The organism is Longimicrobium sp. (assembly GCF_036399935.1).
GTDB lineage: Bacteria > Gemmatimonadota > Gemmatimonadetes > Longimicrobiales > Longimicrobiaceae > Longimicrobium.
This window is the reverse complement of sequence record NZ_DASWMD010000069.1, coordinates 91322-113012: the sequence shown is the minus strand read 5'-3', so window position 1 is coordinate 113012 and position 21691 is coordinate 91322. Positions and strand designations below refer to the sequence as shown.

Sequence of the window (21691 nt, the reverse complement as noted above, 5' to 3'; positions counted from 1 at the left end):
CCACGCGGGGGGGATCATACTGGGTGCGCCCGCTGCGGCCGGGGGCGCTTTGTCAGAGACGGGGCGCGTCGGGCGTTGCGATCCTGGCGGGCTTCCATGCCCTGCGGGGCGGCGCGTGACGGGCGGAGGCCGTACATCGTCAGCCTTTCGTGTGGATTTCCGCGGGAGCCGGGGCGGTCCGCAAGCGTCGTTCCGCCAGCCGCTTTCCGCGGACGCGGCGGCGGTGCGGCGAGGGTGGAACGAAGCATTGCTCGGGTGTATTCTGATCCGGTCCCCGGGGAAGGGGACACGGAGGAAAATCGTATGAACGTGATGAAGTCGCTGGCGCTGGACCTGGTGCTCGTCCTTGCCGTGCTGATGATGGCGGGGCTGGTGATGGACGGTGCGTATCATCTGTACCGCCACCTGCGGCGGCGCCGACACAGCCGCGGCGGGGCCGTGGGCGTGGTGATCGACCGCGAGGGGCGCATCCTGGGAACGTACCTGGACCCGTTCGCGCACCCCTGGCGGTCGGCCCGCATGCACGGCCCCGAGTCGCCGTGGAGCAAGCCCGGTCCGTGGGGCGAGCCTGCGTCCGCCTGGGAGGGCTTCGGCGAAACGGAGGAAGAGGCGTTCATGCACGCCAACCGGCTGCGCCGCAGGCAAGTGCAGCTGTTCGGCCTATTGGAGCCCGACGAGGACGACGGGCGGCCGGACTGGATGACGGCCAAGGCGGAGTAGGCGAAGGCAGGGATGCAGAAACGAAGCGGCGCGCCCCGAGCATCCATGCCCGGGGCGCGCCGCTTTGAACGAAGCCTCGGCTCGGCGGGAGCGGGTGAACCCGCCGCTGGGAGAGCGGAACGCCCCGGCTCGGCGGGAGCGAGTGAACCCGCCGCTGAGGAAAGCGGAAAGCCCCGGCTCGGGCCGCTGTCGCGTCCCGCCCGGGGCTTCACCTGCACGCGCGCCGCATCTGCCGAAGCGCGATTTGTCATCCCGATGGAGCGACCTCGTAGAGCCCTGCCCGCACACCATCGATCGCAGCGACTGAGGGATCCGCCACACAGCCCGCGACCCTCCGCCGGACGGCAGACACATCATTGCCGGGTGCCGTTCGCGCGGACGCGCCAGCGTTCACACGCCGGAAAACAGCGGACCGGCTCATTCCAAAGTCGGCAGCCGTTGCGCGCTGTGTGTGGCGGATCCCTCGGTCGCTGCGGTCTACGTCGCCAGGGCGGGCTCGGCGTGGCCGCTCCGTCGGGATGACAGAAGGCACCGCACCTGCCGAAGCGCGATTTGTCTCCCGATGGAGCGACCTCGGAGAGCCCTGCCCGTACACCATCGATCGCAGCGACTGAGGGATCCGCCACACACCACGCGACCCTGCGCCGGGACGGCAGACACATCATTACCGGGTGCCGTTCGCGCGGACGCGCGTCAGCGTTTACACGCCGGAAAACAGCGGACCGGCTCATCTACGGCCGGCAGCCGTTTCGCAGCGTGTGTGGCGGATCCCTCGGTCGCTGCGGTCGCCGTCGCCGGGGCCGGTTCGGCGTGGCCGCTCCGTCGGGATGACAGAAGGCGCCGCATCTGCCGAAGCGCGGTCGAATTCTCCCCTCTCCCGCTTGCGGGAGAGGGGCCGGGGGAGAGGGGAGCCGAGGCATGCGCCGGAGCCGGTCGAACCACACCCAAGCCTCCTGGGTGCTTTTCTGCTCGCCTACTTCTCCCGCACCACCACCGTCTCCACGATCTTGTCGTGGATCATCTGTCGGTTGCGGTCCCAGTACACCTGCGCGAAGCCCAGGAGGCCCGTCACCAGCCCGGCGGCGTATCCACCGAAGCGCTCGAAGCCCGTCCACAGGGTCATCGGCTCGCCGTTCAGGCGCACCACGCGGAGGCCCAGCAGCCGCTTGCCCGGCGTCTGCCCCTTCCACAGCGCCAGGAAGGCGGTGAAGTACAGGCCCGTCCAGCCGAACCCGATCCCCATCTCGTCCAGGAAACCCGTCAGCCGCGACACCAGCCCCTCGTTCTGGTGCTCCTTCAGCTCCCGCCGCGCCTGGGCCAGCTCGTTCCCCAGCTCGTCGATGCGTTCGTCCATGCGGCCCAGCGTGTCCTTGGCCAGCCGCGCCGCCAGCAGGGGTGCCACCTGGTCCGCCCGACCCGTGTCGCCCGCGGCGAGCGCCGCCGCGTAGCTGCTGGCGAGGGAGTCCGTCCGCAGCGTCAGCGCGCCCACGCTGGCCGGGGCCCGGGACTTGAGCGCGTCGTCCACCACGGCCCCCATCCAGGGCTGCTCGGCGTCTTCCACGATGTCCCGCAGCGCCTCGCCGGCATCCTCGTCCGACAGGCCGGCCTGGCGAAGCCCCGAAACCACCTGCGGCGCGATGCGGCGGGCCTCTTCTTCGCTCGGGGCGTTCTGCAGGCGCACCAGCTCGGGCGCCACGCGAAGGGCGCTCACCCCCGCTTGGGCCCCGGCGGCGGGGCCCGTGGTGACGGTGACGTTGTCGCCCCAGCCGCGGAACCAGTCGCCCACGCCGTCCCACAGGTTCAGCGCCACGACGAACAGCACGATCGCGCCGAACGAGCGGATGCCCACGCGCGCCAGCCCCGCCAGCCGTCCCGCACCCTTCGGCGCCAGGCGGGCCGCCAGGCGGAACGCCACGAAGGCGGCGGCGACGGCCAGGAGGACGCCGCCCAGGTTCACCAGGAGGGCCACCAGCAGCAGGTCCAGCAGCATGGCCGCCAGCCGCCGCGACGGGCGCGCCAGGGGCAGCCCCACGACGGCGGGGCTCAGCGTGAACGAATCGGGGGTGATGACGTACGAAGGCTTTTCGCGAGCCATGGCACTTCGGGGGAGAGCGGGGGAGGGCCGGGAGAGGAACGGCGGACGGCGTGCCCGGAGCGCTGAAAGCTAACCTGCGTCACGATTTGCGTCCAGTCCACCCAATGGCTTCCGCGCCGGGCGCAGGCCTGGAGTGACGATCGGCCCCGGCACTCGTCAACCGCACCGGGACGAGGGGCGCGAAACGGAACACTGGCGTCCGGGGCGTGTAGCGAATTATCGTTCCCCCCTTCAACCGAAAGAGGTGACGCATGCGACGCATGATTGGTGTGGCCGCCGCCGCGGCGGTCGGCCTTACCCTGGTGGCCGTCGCCACCCTGCGGGCGCAGGACAGCTGGGCGCCCCCCTCGAGCGACATGCCCGACATGCCGGCCCCGTCGTCGCTGGCGGGGCAGTGGCGCGGGACGCTGGCCTCGTGGTTCCGCGGCACCGCCGCGCTCGACGGCGTTCGCGCCGTGGGCGACGGCGTGAGCAGCGTCCGTCCCGGCGGCGCGCGCACGCGCCTGGTGCGCTTCGTGGGCGGAGCGCGTCCCGTGGCCACGTGGACGGACCGCAACGGCGACGGCCGGGCCGACATGATCGAGGTGTACCGCGACGGCGCCGTCGCGTACCAGCTGATCGACGCCGACTACGACGGCGGCGCCAACGTACTCCGCGTCTACGACGCCTCGGGCGAGCTCGCCCGGGAACAACGCTACTGAACCGTGTTTACTGCACCGGCCATCTTGAGCGATACCGACCTGCTGGAGGCCTACGGCCGCACCGCCTGGACCGTCGAAGGCCCGAGCGGCACGCTCGAGGTGCGCCTGGACGGAACCTCGCCCGACGCCTCGCTGCGTCCGGGGGGCATCGTCACCGCCTACAACCCGGCGTCCATCGAGCACGACGCCGACGCGAACCGCGCCGCCGACCAGGAGCTGCTGAAGCACGTCCGCTCGCTGGGGGTGCCCTTTCGCCGCAGCCATGCGCACGGCGGGGGCGACGGCTCGTGGGACGAGCCCGGGTTCCTGCTGACCGGCGACGTCCGCCCCCTGCTGGTGGAGCTGGGGCTGGTGTTCGGCCAGAACGCGGTGGTGTGGATCGACACCACCGGGCAGGTGTCGCTGGTGTGCACCCGGGCGGGCTTCGCCGGGCGCCTTCCGGGGCAGAAGATCGACCTCTAGCCGAACCCGCGGGCGCGCCGCCCCCACCGGGCGGCCCGCCGTGCCCGCGCCTCTTTCCATCGCCACAAGACAGCAATGCTGGTGAGCAAGCGGATGACGCGCGACCCCGTCGCCGTCTCCCCCGGCCAGTCGCTCGCGGAGGCCCTGCGGCTTACCCGCGAGCACCGCATCCGCCACCTTCCCGTCGTGGAAGGCGGCGAGCTGGTGGGCATCGTTTCCGACCGCGACATCCGCCTGGCCATGCCGTCGCCCCTGGCCGCGGGCGATGCGGAGAGCACGGCGCTGGTGAGCGAAACGCCCGTGTCGGCCATCATGGCCCGCGAGGTGATCACCATCGGTCCGTGGGACGCGGTCGAGGACGCGGCGCGCCTCCTTCACCGCCACCGGATCGGCGCGCTGCCGGTGGTGGACGCGCACGGCCGCCTGCTGGGCATCCTGTCCGAGACCGACGTCCTCGGCGCCTTCGTGGAGCTGCTGGGCCCCGCGGGCGCGTCGTCGCGGTTGGAGGTGTCCATGCCCGACCGCGCGGGCGAGCTTGCGCGGGCCATGCACGTGGTGGGCGACGAGCTGAAGGTGAACGTCTGCTCCCTGCTGGTGCCCCCCGGCAAGCACGGCGACCGCCGCGTGGCCATCCTTCACGTAAACACCATCGACCCGCGCGAGGTGATCCAGGCGCTGGAGTCCGCCGGGTTCGAGGTGGGCTGGCCGTCGCTGGAAACGGACCTCCGCAGGGGGGGCGGCGCGTGAGCGTACCCTCGGCCCTGGTGTGGGACCCGGCCGTCACCGGCTACCGCTTTCGCCCCGACCACCCCTTCAACCCCAAGCGGCTGGACCTTTCCATCTCGCTCATCGAGGCGCTGGGGCTGCTGGACGGCACCACCTGCCGGATGGAGGCGCCGCGGATGGCCACGGACGAAGAGCTGCTGGCCGTCCATTCGCGCGAGTACGTGGACGCCGTCAAGCGCTTCAGCGCCGGCGGAAGCACCGACGGCGCGGCCCGCTACGGGCTGGGGACGGACGACACGCCCATCTTCCCGGGGATGCACGACATCACGGCCCTGGTCACCGGCGCCACCCTGCGCGCGGCGGAGCTGGTGATGTCGGGAGAGGTGAAGCGTTCGTTCAGCATCGCGGGCGGGCTTCACCACGCGCACCACGACCGCGGATCGGGCTTCTGCGTGTACAGCGACCTGGCCGTCGCCATCGCGTGGATCCGCCGCGAGCACCAGGCGCGCGTGCTGTACCTGGACTACGACGCGCACCATGGCGACGGGGTGCAGGGGATCTTCTACGCCGACCCCGAGGTGCTCACCCTCTCGCTGCACGAGTCGGGGCGCTACCTGTATCCCGGCACGGGCTTCGTGGACGAGCTGGGCGAGGGCGAGGGGTACGGGTACTCGCTGAACCTGCCGCTGGAGCCCTTCACCGAGGACGGCTCCTGGCTCGACATCCACCGGAAGCTGCTTCCCGAGGTCATCGAGGCGTACCGGCCCGACGTGATCGTGGTGCAGAACGGCTGCGACGGCCACTCGCTGGACCCGCTCACCCACCTGCGCGCCAGCACCCGGCTGTACGAGGAGACCATCCGCATCGTGTGCGAGGTGGCCGACTCGGTCTGCGGGGGGCGCGTGGTGGCCACGGGCGGCGGCGGGTACGCCATCTGGCAGGTGGTGCCCCGCGCCTGGACGCTGATCTGGGGCGGCCTTTCCGGGCAGCAGGTGCCCAACCGCGTTCCCCGCGAGTGGCTGGACCGCTGGCAGGGCGAGGCCCCGGTGCTCCTTCCCGAGTGCGTGCGCGACCCGGGCGAGGACCTCGCGCCGGTGCCGCGCCGCGAAGAGATCGAAGCGACCAACCGGCGCACGCTGGAGTCGCTGCGCAGGCAGGCCCTTCCGCTGATCCGCGGGTACGGCCTGGGCTGGTAGATGGACGCTCCCCCGCTGCATCCCCCCGCGCCGGAGCCTTCTCCGGCGTTTTCTCCCGCCACCTTTCACGACCGGGACGGACGCGTGTTCACGGTACGCGCCTACACCCCCGAAGACCGGCCCGCCCTGGACCGGTTCTACGAGGACTTCCACCCCAAGCGCGCGGCGCAGGGGCTTCCGCCCGAGGGCGCGGCGCGCGTGGCGCGCTGGCTGGACGGCATCCTCCCCACCGGCACGCACCTGGTGGTGGAAAGCGAGGGCCAGCTGGCCGGCCACGCCATGCTGATGCCCACCCGCGACGACGACGTGCGCGAGTACGCCATCTTCCTGGACCACGGGGTGCGCGGCCGTGGGGTGGGGACGCAGGTCAACCGCTTTTCGGCCGAGGTGGCGCGCACGATGGACGTGAGACGCCTGTGGCTTTCGGTGGAGCCGCACAACCGCCCCGCCGTGCGCTCGTACCAGAAGGCCGGCTTCCGCTTCCGCGCGCCGACGCTGTACTCGCCCGAGGTGGAGATGGAGCTGGACCTGGGCTGAGGGGTGCCCGCCCCGCAGCCTGTCATCCTGAGCCCCAGGCGCGCCGTACCGACCCGTACGACATCCCTCGCGGGGCGAAGGATCTAGCCTGGGGCACTTCCAGGCCCGGGCGCGGCAGCGGTCACCCATCCAGAGGCCGCGACGTTGGGGCGTCTCGACCTGCGCCGGCGCATGCCTCGGGAGGCCCCTCCCCCGGCCCCTCCCCGCATGCTGCGCATGCGGAGAGGGGAGAATTCGATCGCGCTTCGGCCAGTGTGGCTCGCGCTGTCATCCCGACGGAGCGGCCACGGCGAACCTGCCTTAGCGAAGTTGACCGCAGCGACCGAGGGATCCGCCACACACTGCGCGAAACGGCTGCCGGCTTTGGAATGAGCTGGTCCGCTATTCTCAGGCGTGCAACGCCAATACGCGCGTACGCGCGGCCGACAGCCCGCCATGATGTGTCCGCCGCGCTGGAGCAGGGTCGCGGGCTGTGTGGCGGATCCCTCAGTCGCTGCCATCGAGGGTGTGCGGGCAGGGCTCTCCGAGGTCGCTCCATCGGGATGACATCGTGCGGCTTCGGCCGGTGCGGTGCGCATGCAGGTGAAGCCCCGGGCGGGACGCGACAGCGGCCCGAGCCGGGGCTTTCCGCTTTCCCAGCGGCGGGTTCACCCGCTCCCGACGCGCCGGGGCTTTCCGCCTTTCCGCGCGGGGATTCACCCGCTCCCAAAGCGCCGGGGCTTTCGCATCCCGCCCCGGGTTTACCCGCTCCGGCACGCACCCGGGCCGGCCTCCTCTCATCGCCACTGTTCCCTCCAAGTCTCGCCCTGCGCACCGCATCGCATTAGATTGTCCGGCTCACGCGTACCCGCAGCACCCGATGGCAACGCTACCGCACAACCGACTGATCGCCGTGCCCGCAAGCGGGCCCGCCGACGAGCCCGAGCCGGGGCACGACGAGCACCGCAACCCCGGCACGGCCCTGGACCTGGACTGGGTAGAGGCCGTCCGGGTCAACCGCAGCGCCGTGGAGCGCCGCGCCGCCTCGCTCCCCGCCCGCCGCACCGTCAAGAAGCAGTGGCAGGCGGCCTGGCTGCTGCGCGCCATCACCCTGATGGACCTGACCACGCTGGCCGGCGACGACACCCCGGGCAACGTCCGGCGCCTGTGCGCCAAGGCCCGGCAGCCCGTGCGCCCCGAAATCCTGGAGGGGCTGGGCGTATCGCACCTGCCCATCCACACCGGCGCCGTGTGCGTGTACCACTCGCTGGTGCCCACCGCCGTCGAGGCGCTGTACGGATCGGGAATTCCCGTCGCCGCCGTGTCGACCGGCTTTCCCGCCGGCCTTTCGCCCTGGGAGCAGCGCGTAGAGGAGATCCACGCCTCGGTCGAGGCCGGGGCGGCGGAGATCGACATCGTCATCACGCGCGCCCACGTGCTCACCGGCAACTGGCAGGCGCTGTACGACGAGGTGCGCGCCTTCCGCCAGGCGTGCGGCCCCGCGCACCTGAAGACCATCCTGGCCACCGGCGAGCTCGCGACGCTCCGCAACGTGCACAAGGCCTCGCTGGTGTGCATGATGGCGGGCGCCGACTTCATCAAGACCTCCACCGGCAAGGAGGCGGAGAACGCCACCCTTCCCGTGGGCCTGACGATGGTGCGCGCCATCCGCGAATACCGCGAGCGCACCGGACACGTGGTGGGCTTCAAGCCCGCGGGCGGCATCAAGACCGCCAAGCAGTCGCTGGACTGGATGCTGATGATGAAGGAGGAGCTGGGCACCGACTACCTGCGGCCCAACCTGTTCCGCTTCGGCGCCAGCTCGCTGCTCAACGACATCGAGCGCCAGCTGGAGCACCACCTGACGGGCCGCTACTCCGCCGCCTTCCGGCACCCCATGGCCTGACGCTCCACCCTCGTCCGCACCGAAACGCTCCGGCCCCACGGCCGGAGCGTTTTTGCGTATGGCGGAGTCCGGCACACGTCCTGCCCCGTCCGGAGGAACAGTGACCCACCATCATCCGGGAGAAGCGTCTACATGGAGAACGGCGACCTTCGCGTGCGCGGGCCGGGGCCGCGCCCGTGGATCATCGGCATCGTGCTGCTGGCCCTGGTGGCCGCGCTGGCGTTCTGGCTTCTGGACGAGCGCGCCGACGACAAGACGCTGGACAGCATCTCCGCCAGCGGGCCCGCGGCGTCGCCGGTGTCCTGAGCAGGGGCCTCCGCGCGTTGAAATCAGCGTAGAAGCCTTGTTCAGCCGGTGGGAACGGGAAGTGCATTCAATTTTCCCCGGCATCCACCGCAGCGATCCAGTCCCGGCGGCCATTCCCTGGCTTCCCGGCCCGGGGTGCTGCGCAGCGCGGATCTACATCCACCTCCGTCCGGTCGAGGGAGTCTCTCATGTCCGCAGTCACCCGGTTCCGGGCAGCGGCCGCGTTGCTCGCGCTGTGCGCCGGCACCACGGCGCTGGCGTCGGCGCCCGCACAGGCGCAGTACTTCGGAAGGAACAAGGTGCAGTACCGCACCTTCGACTTCCGCATCCTGCGCACGACGCACTTCGACATCTACTACTATCCCGAAGAGGAGCAGGCCGCCCGCGACGTGGGGCGGATGAACGAGCGCTGGTACGCGCGGCTGTCGCGCATCCTGGAGCATGAGTTCGAGGACCGCCAGCCCTTCGTGCTGTACGCCAGCCACCCGCACTTCCAGCAGACGTCGACGCTCTCGGGCGACATCGGCGAGGGAACGGGCGGCGTCACCGAGGCGTTCAAGCAGCGCATCATCCTGCCCATGGCCCACTCGTACGAGGAAACGGACCACGTGGTGGGCCACGAGCTGGTGCACGCCTTCCAGTACGACATCTCGGGGCTGGGGCGCGCCGGGGGCGGGCTGGAGCAGGCCGCGCAGCGGTACCAGGTCCCGCTGTGGTTCTCGGAGGGCATGGCCGAGTACCTTACCATCGGCCCCGTCGATGCGCACACCACCATGTGGCTGCGCGACGCGGCGCTCACCGGGCGCATTCCCACGCTGGAGCAGCTGACGTACGACCCCAGCTTCTTCCCCTATCGCTGGGGGCAGGCGTTCTGGGCCTACGTGGGCGGGCGCTGGGGCGACGCGGCCATCGGGCAGATCCTCAAGCAGGTGGGCCAGGGCGTGCCCTTTCCCGAGGCGTTCCAGCGCATTTTGAACGTGCCGCTGGAAGACATCGTCGACGACTGGGGCACCTCCATCCGCCGCACCTACCTGCCGCTGCTGGCCGACCGGCGCGAGGCGCGGGAAGAGGCGCGCCCGCTGATCACCCTTCGCACGGAGGGCGGCCGCATCAACCTGGCCCCGTCGCTTTCGCCCGACGGCACCAAGGTGGCGTTCCTGTCGGAGCTGGAGTTCCTGGACGTGGAGCTGTACATCGCCAACGCCGAAACGGGCGAGATCATCCGGCGGCTGGTGCGCGGCACCGCGTTCGACCCGCACTTCGGCAGCCTTCGCTACATCAATTCGGCGGGCACCTGGTCGCCCGATTCGCGCATGTTCGCCTTCTCGGCGCTGCGGGGCGGGCGCGACGTGCTGGTGATCATGAACGCCGTGCGCGGCGGGCGGATGGAAGAGTTCGAGATTCCCAACGTCGACGAGATCGCCAACCCCACCTGGTCGCCCGACGGCACGACCATCGTCGTCTCGGGGCTCAGCCAGGGGGTGACGGACCTGTACGCGGTGAACGCACGCAACGGCGAGGCGCGGCGGCTGACGAACGACCGCTTCGCCGACATGCAGCCCAGCTTCTCGCCCGACGGCCGGACGGTGGCGTTCACCACCGACCGCGGCGAAACGGACTTCGACCAGCTGTCGTTCGGCGAATACCGGATCGGGCTGATGGACTTCGCCACGGGCGAGATCCGCACCCTGCAGCGGGCGGACGGGGGCAAGAACATCAACCCGCAGTGGACGAGCGACGGCCGGGGATTGTACGTGATCTCCGACCGCGAGGGGATCAACAACATCTACCGCATCGAGGTGGCCACGGGGGCGCTGACCCAGGTGACCAACCTGTTCACCGGCGTCAGCGGCATCACCGACCTCAGCCCGGCCATCAGCAGCGCGTCGCGGATGGACCGGCTGGTGTTCGCGGCGTACGAGCGCGGCGGCTTCAACATCTACTCCATCAGCAACCCCACCGAGCTGGCGGGGACGGCGCCCGAGCCGGTGCAGGTGGCGGCGGCCGGCATTCCCGGCGTGCCGCTGCCGGCGCTGCTGCCGCCGGTGCCGCGCCCGGAGGACGCGCCGTACAACCGCGTGCTGCTGTCGCTGAACGAGTACCAGTTCGGCCTTCCCGACGCGGCGAACGTGGCCAGCTGGACGGTGCGGCCGTACAGCCCGCGCCTGTCGCTGGACTACCTGGGCCAGCCGCAGATCGGCGCCTCGGCCAACACGGGGGGCGGCTTCAACCGGGGCGGCCTGTACGGCGGCATCACGGGCATCTTCAGCGACGTGCTGGGGCGGCACACGGTGTTCGGAACGGTGCAGGCGCAGGGGCAGATCGAGGAGATCGGGTTCAGCACCCTGTACCTGAACCAGGCCAGCCGCTGGACGTGGGGCGTGTCGGCCCAGCGGGTGCCGTACGTGTACGGCGGCCGGGCCCAGGGCTACCGCAGCGAGACCGAGTTCGTGCAGCAGGAGGTTCGCTACCGCTACTTCGACACGCGGCTTGCGGGCATCACCCAGTATCCCATCTCGCAGGTGCAGCGGATGGAGTTTTCCGCGGGCGTGCGCCGGTTCGCGTCGGACGTGCTGGTGCGCGAGCTGGTGACCGACGTGACCACCGGCGTCAACGCCTACGACGAGCGCCGCGAAGAAGGGAATGCGTTCAACCTGGCGGAGGGTTCCGCCGCGCTGGTGTACGACAACTCGCTGCAGGGCTACACGTCGCCGTTCGCGGGGCAGCGGTATCGCTTCGAGGTGGCGCCCACCCTGGGCACGGCTCAGTTCACCAGCGTTACGGGCGACTACCGCCGCTACTTCTTCCTGCGGCCATTCACCCTGGCGTTCCGAGGCCTTCACGTGGGGCGCTACGGGCGCGACGAGGCCCTGGTGGGCAACCTGTACCTGGGCTGGCCGTTCCTGATGCGCGGGTACTCGCAGAGCGACGTTCGCAACAGCTGCATCGAGAGCGAGGAGATCCAGGGCACCGATTGCACCCTGTACGGCGACGAGCTGATCGGAACGCGGGTGGGCGTGACCAACGTGGAGCTGCGGGTGCCGGTGATCCGGCAGCTGGTGGTGGGCAACTCCTTCGCCCTGCCGCCCGTGGAGGGCTTCGCCTTCTTCGATGCCGGCACCGCGTGGGGCAACACGCCGCTGCAGAACCTGGGGACGGGGCAGCAGCAGCTGGTGCGCAGCTCGCCCAATTTCAAGCGGGGCGTGGCCCCGGGCGCGGACGAGCGCGGCGTGATGACCAGCATTGGCGTGGGAGGGCGGGTGAACCTGTTCGGGTACGCGGTGCTGGAGGCCGTGTACGTGAACCCGCTGGAGCGCGAGCGCGGCTGGCACTGGCAGTTCGCCCTGCAGCCGGGGTTCTGAACGGCAGTGCGGAAGTGCGTGAGTGCGTGAGTGCGGGAGTGGCTGCGCCGCGGGGGCGGGAGTGGAGGACCACTCCCGCCCCCGTGCGTTCCTGGCCCTTTCGCACTAACGCACTAACGCACTCACGCACTAACGCACTAACGCACTCACGCACTCACGCACTCTTGTACTTTCGCACTCCCGCACTATCTTGCCGCCCATGCCTGAGCGCCCACTCACCGAAAGCCGCGAAGCCAGGCGCCGGGCCATCCTGGACTCGGCGGTGCGCGTGTTCGCCGAGCACGGCTTCTTCGCCGCGCGCATCCGCGACATCGCGGCCGGGGCGGGGGTGGCCGAGGGAACCATCTACCTGTACTTCGAGGGCAAGGACGACCTGCTGCTGACGGCGTTCCGCGAACGGGTGAACGAGTTCGTGTCGTCGGCCGGGGCGGTGATGGAGGCCGAGGCGCCCTTCCAGGAGCGGCTGGCGCGCTTCGTTCGCCTGCAGTTCGAAAGCATCGAGGCCGACCCCCCCCTGGCCACGGTGCTGCTGCTGGAGTCGCGCCAGTCGTCCAAGTTCTTCGGCGGCGCCGTGCGCCCCGTGATGCGGCTGTACGCGCAGGCCATCGACCGGCTGCTGGCCGGCGGGGTGGAGCGCGGCGAGGTGCGCGCCGACGCCGAGATCCCGTTCGTCCGCGCGATGTTCATCGGCGCGCTGGAGGAGATCGAGCTGGAGTGGCTGCTGGGCGACCGCTCGCGCCCCCTGGCGCCGCGGGCCGACCACTTCGCGGGCACCTTCTACCGGGGGATCGCCCCCGCCCGCTAGCCCCGCTGGACAGCGCGGGGCGGGGATGATACCTTGTGCCGCGGCCGCCCCCGCGCGGCGAAACCCGGAACGAGCCCGCCTCCCGCGGGCCCTGGCAGCTGAGCTGAGGCCGATGGCAGACCTGGACCCGAACACGACGGCCGCCACCACCGACGTGGACGGCGAGGACTACGAGAACTGGGAGATCGCTCTCTGGCTCGTCGGCATCCTCTGCATTCCCATGGTGCCCATCATCATGGTGGTGGCGTTCACCCCCTGGAGCGGCCTGTAGCCCCGGTCCCCTCCCGGCGTACGCCCGACGGCCCCGCTCGCGTGCTCGCGAGCGGGGCCGTCCGCTTTTCGGCGCACCCGGCGCCCTTCTTGCGAAACGCCGCCCTGAAACCAGCTTCTCCGCTCCTCCCGAACACCGGTCATGACGGGCACGTACCACGGCGCCCTGGTGGTCTTTTCCGTTCTCATCGCCATCCTTGCGTCGTACACCGCGCTGGCCCTGGCCGCGCGCGTCACCGCCGCCGAGGGGCGCTTTCGCCTGGCGTGGCTGGCCGGCGGCAGCGTGGCGCTGGGCACGGGCATCTGGAGCATGCACTTCGTGGGCATGTTGGCGTTCCACCTTCCCGTTCCCATCTCCTACGACGTTCCCCTCTGGCTGGCCTCCATGGGCGTGGCCATCGCCGCTTCGCTGCTCGCCCTGTGGGTGGCCAGCCGCGAGCGGGTGGGCCCCGGCGCGCTGGCTGCCGCGGGGGTGCTGATGGGCGCCGCCATCGCGGGAATGCACTACGTGGGGATGGCCGCCATGCGCATTCCCGGGCGCATCGGCTACCGGCCGGGGCTGGTGGCCGCGTCCGTGGCCATCGCCGTCGTCGCGTCCGTCCTGGCCCTGTGGCTGGCCATGCGCTGGCGCACGGACGATTCGGCGCACGGCCGGTGGATGAAGGGCGCGGCGGCCGTGGTGATGGGCTTCGCCATCGCGGGGATGCACTACACGGCCATGGCGGCCGCCGTGTTCCCGGCCGGCGGCGGGCCGGCGACCGTTCCCCGGGACCACGTGCTGAGGACGGAGGGGCTGGCGGCCGGGGTGATCGTGGGCACGCTGGTGCTGCTGACCCTTACCGTCGCCGGCGCCAGGGTGGACCGGCGGCTGCGCGCCCGCTCCCAAGAAACCGAGGCGGTGCGCCGCAGCGAGGCCCGCTTCCGCTCTCTCGTGGCCGCGTCGGCGCGGGTGGTGTTCACCACCGACGCGCGGGGCCACGTCGTGGAGCCCCAGGCGGAGCTGTCGGCGTACAGCGGGGTCCCTTTCGAGCGATACGGCGGCCGCGGCTGGCTGGAGTGCATCCACCCCGACGACCGGCCCGGGACCGGGCAGGCGCTGGGCGAGGCGCTGGAGGCGTCGCGCGTGGTGGAGCTGGAATACCGCCTGTGCCGGGCCGACGGGCAGTGGCGCACGATGGCGGTGCGCGCCGTTCCCGTGTTCGAGCCCGGCGGCGGCGTCCGCGAGTGGGTGTTCGCGGCGGCGGACGTCACCGAGCGGCGGGCCGCCGAGCGCGGCCGCGAGCTCCTGGCCGAGGCCAGCAGGCTGCTGGCGTCGTCGCTCGACTACGAGACCACCCTGCGCACGGTGGCGCAGCTGGCCGTTCCCGCCCTGGCCGACTGGTGCGCCGTGGACGTGCTGACGCTGGACGACGAGGTGCAGCGGATCGCCGTGGAGCACACCGACCCCGAAAAGATCCGGCTGGTCGCGCAGATCCAGGAGCGCTGGCCCGCCCGCCGCGACGCGCCCAACGGGCTGTACCACGTGCTGCGCACGGGCGAGACGGAGTTCGTTCCCGACATCCCCACCGAACTGCTGCGCGCCGCCGCGCGGGATCCCGAGCACCTGGAGGCCATCCTGGCGCTGGGGCTGCGCTCGTACCTGTGCATTCCCCTCAGCGCCCGGGGCCGCACCCTGGGGGCGCTGACCGTGGTCTACGCCGAGTCCGGCCGCCGCTACGGGAGCACCGAGCTCGACGTGGCGGAGGAGCTGGCCCGCCGCGCCGCCGTGGCCATCGACAACGCGCGGCTGTTCGGCGAGATGGAGGACGCGCGCAACGCGCTGGAGCAGCAGACCGCCGAGCTGGAGGAAACGCAGGCGGAGATGGAGATGGCGCACGACGAGCTTCAGCACGCGTACGAAGACCTTGCCGCGCGCACCCTGGAGGCCGAGCGCGCCCGTGCCGCGGCCGACGAGGCCAACGCCGCGAAGAGCTCGTTCCTGGCCACCATGAGCCACGAGCTGCGCACCCCGCTGAACGCCATCGCCGGCTACGCGCAGCTGATGGAGATGGGCATCCACGGCGAGGTGACCCGGGCGCAGGCCGAGGCGCTGGCCAAGATCCGCCGCAACCAGGTGCACCTGCTGGGGCTGATCAACGACGTGCTGAACTTCGCCAAGCTCGAGGCTGGCCAGGTGCAGTACCAGCTCCGCGAGCTGCCGCTGGACGAGGTGCTGGCCGCGGTGGAGCCGCTGGTGGAGCCGCAGATCCGCTCCCGCGGCCTTGCGTACGTCTACCGCCCCGGCGACCCGGCGGTGACGGTGTGCGCCGACCGCGAGCGGATGGAGCAGGTGGTGCTGAACCTGCTGACCAACGCCATCAAGTTCACCGAGCCGGGCGGGCGGGTGGAGATGGGGTGGGAGGCGGACGGGGGGACGGTGCGCGTGCACGTGCGCGACACGGGGCGGGGGATTCCGGCCGACAAGCTCGACGCCATCTTCGAGCCGTTCGTGCAGGTGGACCCGGCGCTCACCCGGATCGCCGAGGGCACCGGCCTGGGGCTGGCCATCAGCCGCGACCTTGCGCGCGCCATGAACGGCGACCTGCGCGTCACCAGCCGCGAGGACGAGGGGAGCGTGTTCACCCTGGTGCTTCCGCGGGGGAGCGCGTGAGTGCGTGAGTGCGTGAGTGCGGGCAACCATCTTCGGGCCTGCCACGTCCTATGCGTGTGTGAAGGGCCTCGTCGACGCACCGACGCACTTCCGCACGCAGGCACGGTCCCTTAGTTTGCAGGGATTTTTGCCCCGGCAGGCACCCTGTCCCACACGAGCGCCCTCGATGAACCAAGCCGCCCAGACCGCGCGGGTATCCCCGACGCGGACGGAGCCCGTTTTCGCAGCCGAGACGTACCGTCCGCCCTTCCTGTGGGCGTTCGCCGCGGCTGCCGCGCTGTTCGTGCTGTACGCCGTTACCCTGGCGCCCACGACGGCGTTCTGGGACACCAGCGAGTACATCGCCACCGCGCACGTCCTGGGCGTTCCGCACCCGCCGGGAAACCCCGCGTTCGTCCTGCTGGCCAAGGCGTGGTCGCTGCTGCTGTCGCCCCTGGGGCTGCCGGTGGCCGTGCGCATCAACCTGTTCTCGGCCTTCATGACGGCGGGAGCCTCGTTCTTCTGGTTCCTGGTCGTTCACCGCATCCTGGCGTACTTCACCCCCAGCGAGCTGGTGCGCCGGGTGGGTTCCGCGGCCGCGGTGATCGTGTCGGGAACGGCGTTCACGGTGTGGAACCAGAGCAACGTGAACGAAAAGGTTTACACCGTCACGCTGTTCACCATCGCGCTGATGTCGTGGGTGGCGTTCCGCTGGCGCGACCGGGTAGAGGCGCACTCCGGGCAGAAGACCGGCCGCTGGCACGACGACAACGCCATGCTGTTCGTGCTGTACGTGCTGGCGCTTTCCATCGGCAACCACAAGATGGCGTTCCTGGCCGCGCCGGCCCTGCTCGTCTTCCTGCTGCTGGTGAAGGCCCGCTCGCTGCTCAACTGGAAGCTGTACGCCTTCGGGGTGCCGGTGGTGCTGCTGGGACTTTCCATGCAGCTGTACCTGCCCATCCGGGCGGGGCTGGACCCGGTGATCAACGAGGCCTCGCCCACCTGCCGGCAGGATGCCGGCCTGGGCGCCGCCCTGACCACCATCTTCACCGACGGCAAGGCCGACGCCGGCTGCGAGATGCTGGGCTCCGTGCTGCGCCGCGAGCAGTACCAGAAACCGCCGGTCAGCCAGCGGATGGCGCCGCTCGGCATGCAGCTGGCGAACTTCTACCAGTACTTCGACTGGCAGTGGTCGCGGTCGCTGCAGGGTCGCCTGGGCTACCTGCCGCCGGCGCGGGTTCCCTTTACGCTGCTGTTCCTAGGGCTGGGCATCTGGGGCGCCATGGAGCACTACCGGCGCGACAAGAAGAGCTTCTGGTACATCGGGACCCTGTTCTTTTCCCTGTCGTTCCTGCTGGTGTTCTACATGAACTTCAAGTACGGCTACGTGCAGGGGCAGGAGAAGCAGCTGGATACCGAGGTGCGCGAGCGCGACTACTTCTACATCTGCACCTTCTCCGTCTGGGGGCTGTGGGTGGGAATCGGGCTGACGTCGCTGTGGCTGCGCCTGGCCGACACCCTGGGGCGCAGCCGCAAGGCCATCCTGACGGCGGCGCCGGTGATGCTGATCGCCCTGCTCCCGCTGGGCCTCAACTGGAAGTACGCCAGCCGGGCGGGCGACTACGCGGCCCGCGACTTCGCGTACAACCTGCTGCAGTCGGTGGAGCCGTACGGGGTGCTGATCACCAACGGCGACAACGACACCTTCCCGCTCTGGTACGTGCAGGAGGTGGAGGGCATCCGCCGCGACGTCACGGTGATCGTGATGTCGTACCTGAACACGGGATGGTACGTCAAGCAGCTGCGCGGCCTCAGCCAGCCGTGCCCGCGCCCCGGCGCCTCCGAGGCCGATCCCACGGTCATCATCTGCCAGCGCCCGTTCGATGCGGCCAGGGCCCCCGCGTTCTACGCCGCGGCCAACCGGGCGCCCACCCGCGCCATCGTGCCGCTGACGGACGTGCAGATCGACCAGGTGGCGTCCGGGTACGCCCAGCAGGCCGGCGAAGGGATGACGTACCAGGCGCGCGGGCAAACGTTCACCATCGAGCCGGGCACCGTGCTCAGCCCCGCGCACCAGTTCCTGGCGGTGATGCTGAACCACGCCTGGGGCGACCGTCCCATCCACTTCGCGTCCACCACCTACACGCACGCCGAGCTGGGGCTGCTGGGGCACGTGGCGCGCACGGGGATGTCGTTCAAGCTGGTGACGCCCCAGGAGGCGCAGGCGGCCCGGCTGACGCCCATGCCGACGGCCCCCAACATCATGCAGTTCACCGGCGGCTACATGGACATCGACCGCAACCGGGCGATGCTGGAGCGCGAGGCCCAGTACCATGGGCTTGCGCAGAAGGCCGTCTGGGCCGACGACGCCACGCGCAACATTCCCATGCAGTACACCTACGCCTGGCTCGCGCTGGCCACCGCCGAGCGGGTGCGCCAGAACGAACAGCAGGCCGCGCGCGACGAGGTCCGGGCCCAGGAATTCCAGGCGCTCGCCGAGCGCTGAACGCGCCAGCTCCCGCTCCGCCTGAAGCGCCCCTCCGGACCTTTCCGGAGGGGCGCTTCGTGTACTGGACGATTGAGAATCATTCGCAAGCTGTTGCCAGAACGAAGTTTGCGTAATTTCTGGCCCGCAGCTTGCCTGAGTGGAGAGCCGGGCACGACACCGATACTCAACCGGAGAGGTCACACCATGCAGAATCCCCTGGAGAGGCCGCAGGCGCAGACGTCGGTGGTGGGCGCGTGCACCGTGACGGACTGCAAGTTCAACGAACACCACGAGTGCCACGCCGGGCAGATCGAGGTGCGCGTGAGCGGCAGCGGCGCCGAGTGCGGCACCTACACGCCCGAGGGCAACACCCGTCCGCGCCCGTAGTTCGCGACGGATCTGCCTCACGAGCCGGGCGCCCCTCCAGCGAGGGGCGCCCGTTCTTTTGTGTCGATCGCACCACCCTCAGACCGAGCAATCTGTCATCCAGAGGCCCGGGCGCACTGGACCGGCCCACAGTGCATACCATGCAGGGCCGTGGGATCTTGCCGCGGAAGCCACTTTGCGAGGGCGCGGCAGCGACACGGAACCGTAGGCCTCGGTCCTCGTCCTCGTGGGAGAGCGCCCCGGCCGCAAGTGCTCCTGCTGCCCCGCGCGGTGGCGGTTTCCGCATCGGCACGGAAGGGGGAGGAGAAAACATCTCCCTCGTGGACGCTCCTGACCACTTCTGCCCGCGCACCCTGTTCACGTGCCACGAATCAGTCCGCATTCCGCCGTTGAGATGGACGGAATCGCCGGGCGTGAACGTTCGCAATGTGGACGCCAGCGCATTCCGTTTACTTCATCCTAAATGCACGACTGGCAGGCACTTAGGGAAATCATAGCGCAGGCTTGATTCGGAATTTATTCGGTATTACTCTTGCTTGCCCGGTGACGGGAACCGTGAATTGTCACCCCCCCAGGCAGGACCATTGGACGTGAGTGCCGCACCCGACCTCAAGCTGCTTCGCGCCAACCTGGAACAGCGCTTCGGCAGCGCCATCGTGCCGCTGCCCGGGCAGGCGCCGTCGCGCGAGCAGCCCGGCTTTCGCACCGGCGTGGCGGCGCTGGACGCGCTGGTGCCCGGAGGCGTTCCCCGGCGCGCGCTGACCGTGTGGGCGGGCGAGGCCACCGCCGGCCGCACCGCCGCGCTGCGCGTGCTGGTGGAGGCGGCGTGCCGCGAGGTTCTGGTGGCGCTGGTGGATGCCACCCGCACGCTGGACCCGGCCTCGTGGTGCGGGGAGGATGGGCACTCCGCGACGGGACTGTGGGTGGCGCGTCCGCCCACCGCCGGGCAGGCGATGGAGGGGGCTTGGGTGGCCGAGACGCTGCTGCGCACCGGGGCCTTTGGCCTGGTGGTGCTCGACGGCCCGGCGCCCGAGCCGGTAGAGGCGCACCGGCTGCGTGCCCTGGCGCGGGAGACGGACGCGGCGCTGCTGCTCTCCACCGACGGCGCGGGCCCAAGCTGGCGGGCCGACGTGAAGCTGGAGTTCCGGCGGACGGGTGTGGGCCGGGTGGGGCTGCGCGAGGGCGGGCGCTTCCGCCGCCCCTCGGCCGTGGGGATGGCCAAGGGCTGGGGTGCGCGCACGGGCCAGCGCGAGGTGGAACTGGTGCACGAGCCGGCGGCCCGCCTTCACCCCGACAGCATCCCCGACCGTCGCGCCGGCGCACGCCGCGGAGGCAGCGCATGGGACGCGTAGCCCTGTCCCTTAGGCCCGGTGCTCGGGCCGGCGCCCCCCATCCCCAACCCTTCCCCCGCAAACTGCGCGGGGGACGGGAGCCAGTCCAGCGCGCCAGGCTGGCCGAAGCGCAATCGAATTCTCCCCCTCCCCTGCGAAGCGGGGGACGGGGGCCGGGGGGAGGGGGCTGCCGCGGCATGCACCGGCAGCAACTCGAACCCCGATCGAAGTGCACCTCTCTCCCGCGCAGTTTGCGGGGGAGAGGCCGGGAGAGGGGGCACCCGCGGCATGCACGGCCGTTCTCGAAGCCCATCCGGGCTGGTGAGCATCGGCGAGGGGCCGGGGGAGGACCTACATGACCCGCCGTATCGCGTGCATCCGCGTCCCCGTCCCCGCGGACACGCCCGCCCCGGACACCGCCTCGCGCGCCGCGCTGGCGGGCGCGCTGCTGGCCGCCGCGCCCCGCGTGGTCCCCGTCCGCGAGTACCCGTGCGCCTTCTGGGCCGACGCCAGCGGCATGGCGGGGCTGGGCGGCGACGAGGTCGTCGCGCGGCGCCTGGCCGAAGCGGCGCGCCAGGCGGGCTGGGAGGCGCGCGTGGGCATCGCCGGAACGTGCATCGCCGCGGCGGCCGCAACGCGCGAGCGGCGCCACGACGTGCGTGTCGTTCCGCCCGGCGGCGAGGCCGGCTACCTGCGCCGCCGCTCGCTCTCGCTGCTGCCCATCACCCCGGACCTGCGGCAGTCGTTCTACCTGCTGGGGCTGCGCACCTGCGGCGACCTGTGCGCGCTGGTGGCGGCGGACGTGGAGCTCCGCTTCGGCGCGGAGGGGCTGCGCGCGTGGCGCCTGGCGGGCGGCGACGACCCGCGCTGGCCCTTTCGCCCCCCCGAGCCGGGAATGGCCAGCGCCGAGGCGGAGTTCGAGCCGCCGGTGGACTCGTCCGAGCCGCTGCGGTTCGTGCTGCAGGGGCTGATCGGGCAGGTGGCGGCACAGCTGGCGCGGCGGCAGCGCATTCCCGCGCGGCTGCGGCTGACGCTGCGCGTGCCCGACGCGGCGGAAGACGAGAGGGAGGTGCGCCCCGCCCGCCCCACGGCGGACGTCCGCGTCCTGGCCGACCTGTGCCGCCGGGCCATCGACCAGCGCCCCCTGGCCGGCCCGGTGAGTGGCATCGCGCTGCTGGCGGAAGAGGAGGGCGCCGCCCGCGCCGACCAGCTGGACGCCTTCCAGGCCCCCGCGCCCGACCCCGGCGCCCTGCACGCGGCGCTCCTTCCCGTGTTCGCGCGCTGGGGCGCCGGCGCGCTCAGCCAGGCCGTGCTGCACGGCGCCCACCTGCCGGGCGAGAACGCCGTCTGGGTGGCACACGGCAGCGACGGGATCGCGCCATTCGCCGGAGCGCGCCCGCGGGCCGAACCCGCCGCGCGCGACGAGGCCATCGGCTTTCGCAACACCCTGCCGCTCTGCTTTCGGCGTCTTCCCGAACCCCTTGACATCGGCGTTCGCGAAGACCCGGAACGCCGCCCCGTACAGGTGGACATTCCTGCGGGGCAAAACGCATTGCCCGGCGTGGGGATCGAGGGTTTTCCACCCCGATTGTGGAAAACTGTTGTCCAAGGTCCGGAGAGGATTTCGGGGGGGTGGTGGGCCCAGGGAGAGGCGCGCGAGTACTGGCGGGTGGAGTCTCCCGAGGGGTGGCTTGGATTGATATACCGGGATGCCGTTACCGCTTCGTGGCACCTGGAAGGATGGTTCGACTGAGGCGGATGGGGTGGGGACCACGATGGCGCGATGCGCGC

Annotated in this window: 17 protein-coding genes; 16 read left to right on the top strand and 1 reads right to left on the bottom strand. The window is 71.1% G+C overall.

Going from position 1 to position 21691, the window contains the following annotated elements:
• Positions 1-303: 303 nt before the first annotated feature.
• Complete coding sequence (locus VGB24_RS20880) at positions 304-720, top strand: hypothetical protein (RefSeq protein WP_331074856.1); 417 nt, start codon at positions 304-306, stop codon at positions 718-720.
• A gap of 973 nt (positions 721-1693) precedes the next feature.
• Here VGB24_RS20880 and VGB24_RS20875 read toward each other — a convergent pair.
• Entirely contained in the window at positions 1694-2815 is a 1122-nt protein-coding gene (locus VGB24_RS20875; RefSeq protein WP_331074855.1) for an RDD family protein, read from the bottom strand.
• Between the two features lie 251 nt (positions 2816-3066).
• Between VGB24_RS20875 and VGB24_RS20870 the strand changes: the two genes are divergently transcribed.
• From VGB24_RS20870 to VGB24_RS20800, 15 genes are all read left to right on the top strand, one after another.
• Positions 3067-3516 (top strand): hypothetical protein, encoded by a 450-nt coding sequence (locus VGB24_RS20870; protein WP_331074854.1) that lies wholly within the window; start codon positions 3067-3069, stop codon positions 3514-3516.
• A 24-nt stretch (positions 3517-3540) separates the two neighbouring features.
• Positions 3541-3978, top strand: coding sequence for a DUF3293 domain-containing protein (locus VGB24_RS20865; RefSeq protein ID WP_331074853.1), 438 nt, complete (start codon positions 3541-3543; stop codon positions 3976-3978).
• A 75-nt stretch (positions 3979-4053) separates the two neighbouring features.
• The gene (locus tag VGB24_RS20860) at positions 4054-4725 is read left to right on the top strand and encodes a CBS and ACT domain-containing protein (RefSeq protein WP_331074852.1); all 672 of its coding nucleotides are present in this window, start codon (positions 4054-4056) and stop codon (positions 4723-4725) included.
• A complete protein-coding gene (locus VGB24_RS20855; protein WP_331074851.1) occupies positions 4722-5900 on the top strand; it encodes an acetoin utilization protein AcuC in 1179 nt (392 codons plus the stop codon). Before VGB24_RS20860 ends, VGB24_RS20855 begins: the two co-directional genes overlap by 4 nt.
• A complete protein-coding gene (locus VGB24_RS20850) occupies positions 5901-6437 on the top strand; it encodes a GNAT family N-acetyltransferase (RefSeq protein WP_331074850.1) in 537 nt (178 codons plus the stop codon).
• Positions 6438-7329: 892 nt separating this feature from the next.
• Positions 7330-8322, top strand: coding sequence for a deoxyribose-phosphate aldolase (gene deoC / locus VGB24_RS20845; RefSeq protein WP_331074849.1), 993 nt, complete (start codon positions 7330-7332; stop codon positions 8320-8322).
• A gap of 132 nt (positions 8323-8454) precedes the next feature.
• Complete coding sequence (locus tag VGB24_RS20840) at positions 8455-8628, top strand: hypothetical protein (RefSeq protein WP_331074848.1); 174 nt, start codon at positions 8455-8457, stop codon at positions 8626-8628.
• 188 nt (positions 8629-8816) lie between these two features.
• A complete protein-coding gene (locus VGB24_RS20835) occupies positions 8817-11990 on the top strand; it encodes a hypothetical protein (protein ID WP_331074847.1) in 3174 nt (1057 codons plus the stop codon).
• A 199-nt stretch (positions 11991-12189) separates the two neighbouring features.
• Positions 12190-12795, top strand: a complete 606-nt coding sequence (locus tag VGB24_RS20830; RefSeq protein WP_331074846.1) for a TetR/AcrR family transcriptional regulator — start codon at positions 12190-12192, stop codon at positions 12793-12795.
• A gap of 112 nt (positions 12796-12907) precedes the next feature.
• Positions 12908-13066, top strand: coding sequence for a hypothetical protein (locus VGB24_RS20825; RefSeq protein ID WP_331023042.1), 159 nt, complete (start codon positions 12908-12910; stop codon positions 13064-13066).
• Positions 13067-13207: 141 nt separating this feature from the next.
• Positions 13208-15715, top strand: coding sequence for an MHYT domain-containing protein (locus VGB24_RS20820; RefSeq protein WP_331074845.1), 2508 nt, complete (start codon positions 13208-13210; stop codon positions 15713-15715).
• Positions 15716-15881: 166 nt separating this feature from the next.
• On the top strand, positions 15882-18200 hold the full coding sequence (locus VGB24_RS20815; protein ID WP_331074844.1) for a DUF2723 domain-containing protein: 2319 nt from the start codon (positions 15882-15884) through the stop codon (positions 18198-18200).
• A gap of 186 nt (positions 18201-18386) precedes the next feature.
• Complete coding sequence (locus VGB24_RS20810; protein WP_331023045.1) at positions 18387-18569, top strand: DUF1540 domain-containing protein; 183 nt, start codon at positions 18387-18389, stop codon at positions 18567-18569.
• A 590-nt stretch (positions 18570-19159) separates the two neighbouring features.
• Entirely contained in the window at positions 19160-19921 is a 762-nt protein-coding gene (locus VGB24_RS20805; protein WP_331074843.1) for a hypothetical protein, read from the top strand.
• 334 nt (positions 19922-20255) lie between these two features.
• Complete coding sequence (locus tag VGB24_RS20800) at positions 20256-21653, top strand: hypothetical protein (RefSeq protein ID WP_331074842.1); 1398 nt, start codon at positions 20256-20258, stop codon at positions 21651-21653.
• The last annotated feature ends 38 nt before the right edge of the window (positions 21654-21691 follow it).

Excerpts from the sequence above, each read along its gene's own strand:
- VGB24_RS20825 (WP_331023042.1), top strand. The coding sequence starts at position 12,908 with ATGGCAGACCTGGACCCGAACACGACGGCCGCCACCACCGACGTGGAC.
- VGB24_RS20860 (WP_331074852.1), top strand. The coding sequence starts at position 4,054 with ATGCTGGTGAGCAAGCGGATGACGCGCGACCCCGTCGCCGTCTCCCCC.
- VGB24_RS20870 (WP_331074854.1), top strand. The coding sequence starts at position 3,067 with ATGCGACGCATGATTGGTGTGGCCGCCGCCGCGGCGGTCGGCCTTACC.
- VGB24_RS20880 (WP_331074856.1), top strand. The coding sequence starts at position 304 with ATGAACGTGATGAAGTCGCTGGCGCTGGACCTGGTGCTCGTCCTTGCC.
- VGB24_RS20810 (WP_331023045.1), top strand. The coding sequence starts at position 18,387 with ATGCAGAATCCCCTGGAGAGGCCGCAGGCGCAGACGTCGGTGGTGGGC.
- VGB24_RS20875 (WP_331074855.1), bottom strand. The coding sequence starts at position 2,815 with ATGGCTCGCGAAAAGCCTTCGTACGTCATCACCCCCGATTCGTTCACG.
- VGB24_RS20840 (WP_331074848.1), top strand. The coding sequence starts at position 8,455 with ATGGAGAACGGCGACCTTCGCGTGCGCGGGCCGGGGCCGCGCCCGTGG.
- VGB24_RS20815 (WP_331074844.1), top strand. The coding sequence starts at position 15,882 with ATGAACCAAGCCGCCCAGACCGCGCGGGTATCCCCGACGCGGACGGAG.
- VGB24_RS20850 (WP_331074850.1), top strand. The coding sequence starts at position 5,901 with ATGGACGCTCCCCCGCTGCATCCCCCCGCGCCGGAGCCTTCTCCGGCG.
- VGB24_RS20835 (WP_331074847.1), top strand. The coding sequence starts at position 8,817 with ATGTCCGCAGTCACCCGGTTCCGGGCAGCGGCCGCGTTGCTCGCGCTG.
- VGB24_RS20800 (WP_331074842.1), top strand. The coding sequence starts at position 20,256 with ATGACCCGCCGTATCGCGTGCATCCGCGTCCCCGTCCCCGCGGACACG.
- VGB24_RS20830 (WP_331074846.1), top strand. The coding sequence starts at position 12,190 with ATGCCTGAGCGCCCACTCACCGAAAGCCGCGAAGCCAGGCGCCGGGCC.
- VGB24_RS20820 (WP_331074845.1), top strand. The coding sequence starts at position 13,208 with ATGACGGGCACGTACCACGGCGCCCTGGTGGTCTTTTCCGTTCTCATC.